7 protein-coding genes are annotated in these 5902 nt (G+C 41.5%); 1 reads left to right on the top strand and 6 read right to left on the bottom strand.

Annotation, left to right across the window (positions count from 1 at the left end; genetic code table 11):
* Window positions 1-159 precede the first annotated feature (159 nt).
* Complete coding sequence (hemN, locus tag E1176_RS07660) at window positions 160-1557, bottom strand: oxygen-independent coproporphyrinogen III oxidase (protein WP_246205965.1); 1398 nt, start codon at window positions 1555-1557, stop codon at window positions 160-162.
* An 85-nt stretch (window positions 1558-1642) separates the two neighbouring features.
* Here hemN and E1176_RS07655 point away from each other — a divergent pair, with 85 nt between their 5' ends.
* Window positions 1643-2257: a DUF4136 domain-containing protein gene (locus E1176_RS07655; protein WP_185152691.1), complete on the top strand. Its 615-nt coding sequence runs from the start codon at window positions 1643-1645 to the stop codon at window positions 2255-2257.
* Here E1176_RS07655 and E1176_RS07650 read toward each other — a convergent pair.
* From E1176_RS07650 to E1176_RS20595, 5 genes are all read right to left on the bottom strand, one after another.
* Window positions 2240-2893 carry a hypothetical protein gene (locus E1176_RS07650; protein ID WP_155210021.1) on the bottom strand — a complete coding sequence of 218 codons (654 nt, stop codon included), beginning with the start codon at window positions 2891-2893 and terminating at the stop codon, window positions 2240-2242. The genes E1176_RS07655 and E1176_RS07650 overlap by 18 nt on opposite strands.
* 48 nt (window positions 2894-2941) lie before the next feature.
* A complete protein-coding gene (locus E1176_RS07645) occupies window positions 2942-3157 on the bottom strand; it encodes a hypothetical protein (RefSeq protein WP_155210020.1) in 216 nt (71 codons plus the stop codon).
* A gap of 12 nt (window positions 3158-3169) precedes the next feature.
* Entirely contained in the window at window positions 3170-4675 is a 1506-nt protein-coding gene (locus tag E1176_RS07640) for an NADP-dependent isocitrate dehydrogenase (RefSeq protein ID WP_155210018.1), read from the bottom strand.
* 14 nt (window positions 4676-4689) lie between these two features.
* Window positions 4690-5652 (bottom strand): sodium-dependent bicarbonate transport family permease, encoded by a 963-nt coding sequence (locus E1176_RS07635; RefSeq protein WP_155210016.1) that lies wholly within the window; start codon window positions 5650-5652, stop codon window positions 4690-4692.
* Window positions 5652-5902: hypothetical protein (locus E1176_RS20595; RefSeq protein ID WP_185152690.1), on the bottom strand; the 251-nt coding region annotated here is incomplete at its 5' end. The genes E1176_RS07635 and E1176_RS20595, both read right to left, overlap by 1 nt.

Here is a 5902-nt window from a genome sequence, read left to right as displayed (position 1 = left end):
TCAGACCACTTTGAGTGGTCAGACGAATAGAGTGGCTGGTTTAGCTCACTAAAAAAACATTATACAATACTTAAGAAGTTACTTCGCTGCGCTCAGCATGACTTGTACGTGGTTCGTCAGGCATCAAAATGTGAAAAGATGGCCTGCAATCGTAGAACTTTAAATCGCCTTGCTGAACATTTGACTTGTTTCTGGGCGATTTGCCAGATACTTATCAAATACGGCACAGATATTTCTAAGAAAAGCCATTCCAAGCGGTGTCACCCTGAGGCCTGTAGCGTACAGTTGTATCAGGCCCTCCTGGGCCATGGTAAGCAAGGCTATATTCATATTAAAATCTAATAATTGAGGATAGTTGTGCCATCTGGCCTCTCCCGTACAAGCGATATCAATGATAAATTGCCGGATGATGCGGTCCTCGGCACTTAGAAAATGGCCTTTAACAACTGGGAGGACACCCATTTCCAGTTGCTCTTTATATTGCTCTACATTTTTCTCATTTTGGGCGTAAGCATATTTAGCATCGCTGATAGCTGAGGTACCAAGGCCTATGAGCAAGTCGGTTTGGGCAGTTGTGTAGCCCATAAAATTGCGAAGCATGGTTTTTCTTAAATAAGCCTCATAAAGTTCATCTCCTTTGATAGCAAAGTGATCCATGCCAACATCTATATAATCATGCTCGATCAGGCTTTTTTTGCCTACTTCATATAGCTTTCTCTTCGCGTTATTATCTGGTAAGTCAACCTCGGTATAAGCACGCTGACCTGGTCGTTTCCAAGGCACGTGAGCGTAACTATAAAAAGCTATTCTGTCAGGTTTTAGCGAAAGCACCTTGTCTATCGTGTTGAGAATACTGTCTTCGGTTTGAAACGGCAAACCATAGATCAAATCAAAATTTACACTCTCATAACCAATATCACGCGCCTCTTTCGTGGCTTGTTCCACATTTTCGAAAGGTTGAAGTCGATTAATCGTTTGCTGCACCTTTAAGTCAAGATCCTGCACGCCATAGCTCACTCTTCTAAAACCGAGATTGTAGAGTGTAAGTAAATGCTCTCTGGTGGTATTGTTAGGATGACCTTCAAAAGAGAAACAATATTGCTCATGCAAGTCTGAAGTAAGCAAAATTTCAGCTATGAGATGCTTTAAATTTTCTGGACTAAAAAAAGTAGGTGTACCTCCGCCCAGGTGAATTTCTCTGATGAGAGGTTTACGACCAAAAGTATACACATACATCTCCCATTCTTTGAGTAATGCCGCTATATATGATTCTTCTACCTGGTGATTTTTCGTAATACGTGTATTGCAGGCGCAATAGGTACATAAGCTTTCGCAATATGGCAGGTGGATATATAAACTTATTCCCTGATCATCATTAGACTCATCAAACGTACGCTTTACAGTCGATAGCCACTGTCGTTGCTCGATAGAATCGTCTTGCCAAAATGGCAAAGTAGGATAGCTGGTATATCTGGGTACCGGTACATTGTATTTTGTTATAAGCTCTTCAGTCATTTTCATATTACAAATATTGCCAGTGTCGCCAGCAATGAACATGACTAAAATCAGGTTGTATTTTGATTGGTGTCAATGGGTGTACCACAAAAAATAAGGTGCTTGCAGGTAGCTAAAGTCTATGAAAATGAAAAATATCGCAATCCTTAGTTTACTGCTTTTAAGCGCCTGTAGCGGGATAAAAGTGAATACGCAGTACGATAAATCTATTGCTTTTGATCAATATAAAACCTGGTGTTGGCTCAGAGGTTGTGAGCTCGTATACCAGGGCCCGGGGTATTTATACGATAGTACGGTAATTGAGACTATAGGCAATTATATAGCTCAGGAAATGTATGACAAAGGCTTTGTACAAGTCGATGACCATGCAGATCTTATGATTGATTTTCATATAGCTGTAAAGGAAGATTCAGCCCGTTTTGCAAGAATACATGAAGAGGATTTGCCATACTGGAGCGATTATCAGGAAGACTATTATCATTTTCTTAGAGGCACACTCACAATTGATATTATAGACAGAGCAAGAGGACAGGTAATTTGGCAGTCGATAGCCAGGAGTTATATGGCACTTTACCCTCAGATCGATGATCAGTTGATAGACAAAGGTGTACGGAAACTATTAAAAAAATTTCCGCCTGACACTAATGTACAGGCCGACACCTCACAAATAGTTAAGGGCCATCTATACGATGACCCAAAACCAACTTATGAGACCTCTGCTATCTTATTTGATTCTCAATAAAGCCTTCAAAGGATGTGGCAACTTCTTTGGCCTTAAGATGAATGCATATTTATTGTAGCTATATTTATTTATCAACTCGCTCACTTCATTACCAGACATCAACTTGTCTATGTTTTCGTTACCGAAAATCATAAAATCAGGATTATGCCGGGCTATATATTCATCCAGTAGGTCGCTGGTCTTGTCTACCCTATTGAATAAACAAATACTTCCTTTAGCATTAGAAACCATAGGATAATCGACCATGTAGGACCTGAGTTTATAGTTAGCAAACTCAATCAATTTGTCATTAAGTGCTTTTTCGGCAGAAATTACATTGTCTAGCTCAAAGGGTGTCTCCATGACATGATTTACATAATGGGAGGCATCTTTGCGATAATGCAGAATGTCAACCTTGGGGAGCGGAGTCATTTCTGACAGTTTCTGCGCTACTTCCAAAGATCCTCCTGTGCCTTTTTTAAGGTCGACCTGCACCGCCACTTTGCTTATAGTAGAGGGAATTTCCGTAGGCACTACTAATACATTCTTATCACATCTTTTTAGCAGTTTGCTCAAATCTTCAGGATTCATTAACACCACTAAATTAGCGTCCTGCTTATTAGCTGCTGATGCGATAGCAGCTACTGCCTTTGTCATTTTTATCTCATGTGTGCACTCTATTCCCTGCTGGATAAACCTGGCGGCTTAGTTTGCATGGTCGTGCTCAATATCGCTAACCTGAGGCAGGTGTAAATCGGGAAACTCTTTGTGCAAATCAAGGTTAAGTTTAGTCTCAATTTGATAGAGAAAATGAATTGACTTAGGTTCAAAAATACTGGCTAGTTTACCGATGTTATAAAAATAGGTGTCGGCTGGTATAGCGCTATCGATCGTGATGAGCCATTTATTAATATTTTTCATAATGATTTTGTTTTATTCTCCTTGTCCTAAAGAAAAGCCCTTTACACCGTCAAATTCGTAGAGATTTTCTGTCTTAATTACATCATAATTATTGGCATTGAGTTTTGATAGCAGGGCTACAACCTGTTCAAAATCTATGCTCGGGTAACCCTGATGAGGGTCAAAATCTTCTGCCACAAAACGGCACCTCCAATGATCTGTACAAAAGGTTTCCTTGTTTCCATCAGGGTAAACTTTTACTCCCCGATTGGTAATCATTTTTAGTTTCAGTTTATACGACTTAAGTGCCGTAAGCTCCCGTCCTAAGTCTTGTGGACTTGCCCCTTTCCAATCTAAAAAGACATCTACGCCAACCAGCGTTTTTGTAGCTTCTTTTCGCTTATACTCGGGTAGGTTGATGTGCCCCTGACCACTAACCAGATTACTCAATGGCAGCTTTTCTGGTGTTTTGCCTAATCGACTGATTACCTCCTCAGCAAACTCAGAAGTCGAGACTTTTCTCTTGCTCATTCCTTCTTTGTAGATATCAGGCGTATGCAGACCTGCTTCGATGGTGGCCAACCAGGCATTTTTAATCTTATCGGCTGTTTCTGTTTGGCCAATGTGGCCCAACATCATTACGGCAGCATTAATAAGCCCGGAAGGGTTAGCCATGTTTTTACCCGCAATATCAGGAGCTGAACCGTGAATAGCCTCAAACATTGCGGCATTCATTCCGACATTGGCAGAACCCGCCATGCCTACCGACCCGGCTATTTCAGCTACGATATCGGAGATGATGTCTCCATATAAATTAGATGTCACGATTACATCATAATCATTGGGCCTTGCCGCCAATCTTGCGGCCCCTATGTCTATAATTTGTGAGTCACTTTCAATTTGAGGATATTCTTTGGCTATTTCATCAAACACCTGGTGAAAGAGGCCATCGGTGAGCTTCATGATATTATCTTTTAGCATGCAAGTGACCTTTTTTCTGCCATAAACTTTAGCATACTCAAAAGCATATCTTATGATTCTCTCACAACCCGGTCTGGTGATAAGTTTGAGGCATTGTACTACCTCATCGGTTTGGCGGTGCTCAATACCGGCATAAAGGTCCTCCTCATTTTCACGAATTACCACCACATCCATACCCGGAAATTTAGTGGGCACAAATGGGTGCAGCGCGTTTACTGGTCTTACATTGGCAAATAATGAAAGTGATTTTCTGATCGTTACATTAAGGCTTTTATACCCTTTGCCTTGTGGTGTAGTAATTGGCCCTTTGAGTATCAGCTTGCATTTGCTTATGGTGTCCCAGGCCTCCTCGCTAAGTCCTGAAGTATGTCCCTGGCGGTAGGCCTCCTCTCCCACTTGTATAAATTGAGGTGAGAATTTAGCGCCTGCGGCATCAAGTATTTTAAGTGTGGCATCCATGATCTCCGGACCAATGCCATTGCCTTCGGCTACAGCAATTTTCACCAGTTCATCGGTGGCACCATTACGTTCTGCGTTTAAAATCGATTGACTTTTCATTATTAAAGATTGAGTTAGATAAGATTTTGAATGATTATGAAGTAAAATGGAATCCCTATTATGATGTTAATGGGAAATGTGATCCCTAACGCCATAGGCAGGTAGAGTCCTGGATTTGCCGCTGGCACCGCATTTTTCATAGCAGCCGGAACTGCGATGTATGAGGCACTTGCGCCCAACAAGGCAAACAACAATATATTACCGGGTGAGTCTGTGACAAATGAGGCCAGGTACAAAGCGAGCAGTCCGTTGATGAACGGGATGAGGCAAGAGAACAATAACACATACATGCCATTTTTGAACATGCTGTGTATATGTCTACCTGCTGTAATGCCCATGTCTAATAAAAAGACCGCCAGAAAACCTTTGAAAATATCCGTAGTGAAGGGCTTAATCCCCTGCGCCTGTTCCTCACTGGCTAAGAAACCAATAACCATACTACTGAGAATTAGCAGCACACTTGCATTGCTCACTGAGTGTTTTAAAATAGGTAGCATAGGACTGCTACTTTTTTTCAACTTTCTCCCGTACATGTTGATGAGCAACACCCCAACGATTATAGCAGGTGCCTCCATGAGCGCCATTACGGCTATCATATGGCCATTGTAACCTACCTGCTCAAAATCCAGAAAGGATATAGCGGTAACAAAGGTTACTGCACTTACCGAACCGTAAGCGGCTGCAATGGCCCCGGCATTTTCTATACTCAACTTGCGCTTTAAAATAAAAAACGTGTAGAGTGGTACGAGCAGGGCCATAAAGATGCCAAGTAGCATGCTCCAGACAATTTCACCACCTATAACAGAGTGTGCGAGCTCCTGCCCCCCTTTAAAACCTATTGACAGCAACAGGTAAACAGAGATGAATTTTGAAGAGCTCTCAGGAATTTTCAGGTCACTCTTAATCTGTGCGGCAAAGATGCCTAGCAAGAAAAAGAGGAGCGCAGGGTTAGTCAAATTGTCGGTTAGGCCGTTCATTAAACTATCTCAATAATGGTCTTTTTCTTATACTGAACTTTTAAGCCTAGTGACTCCGCTTTTAACACGAAGCTGTGTAGCGTAAGTGGTGAGATGTTCGCTTCTACGGTTTCATCATCGATCCATTTAAGCTTGGAGGTATCCTCATTGCGCTCCTTGATGAGTTGTTCAAATTGGCTTTTTAGATCTACTTGCTGCTGTTCTTTACTAGTCTTCTTAAGATCAGTAAAATTTGTGTTTACGTGTATTG

It is taken from the genome of Fulvivirga aurantia, assembly GCF_009711475.1.
In the GTDB taxonomy this organism is placed as follows: domain Bacteria; phylum Bacteroidota; class Bacteroidia; order Cytophagales; family Cyclobacteriaceae; genus Fulvivirga; species Fulvivirga aurantia.
Note: the sequence above shows the minus strand (reverse complement) of the source record. Positions and strands in the feature narration are given on the sequence as shown.

Excerpts from the sequence above, each read along its gene's own strand:
- E1176_RS07650 (WP_155210021.1), bottom strand. The coding sequence starts at position 2,893 with ATGACAAAGGCAGTAGCTGCTATCGCATCAGCAGCTAATAAGCAGGAC.
- E1176_RS07655 (WP_185152691.1), top strand. The coding sequence starts at position 1,643 with ATGAAAAATATCGCAATCCTTAGTTTACTGCTTTTAAGCGCCTGTAGC.
- E1176_RS07645 (WP_155210020.1), bottom strand. The coding sequence starts at position 3,157 with ATGAAAAATATTAATAAATGGCTCATCACGATCGATAGCGCTATACCA.
- E1176_RS07635 (WP_155210016.1), bottom strand. The coding sequence starts at position 5,652 with ATGAACGGCCTAACCGACAATTTGACTAACCCTGCGCTCCTCTTTTTC.
- hemN (WP_246205965.1), bottom strand. The coding sequence starts at position 1,557 with ATGTTCATTGCTGGCGACACTGGCAATATTTGTAATATGAAAATGACT.
- E1176_RS07640 (WP_155210018.1), bottom strand. The coding sequence starts at position 4,675 with ATGAAAAGTCAATCGATTTTAAACGCAGAACGTAATGGTGCCACCGAT.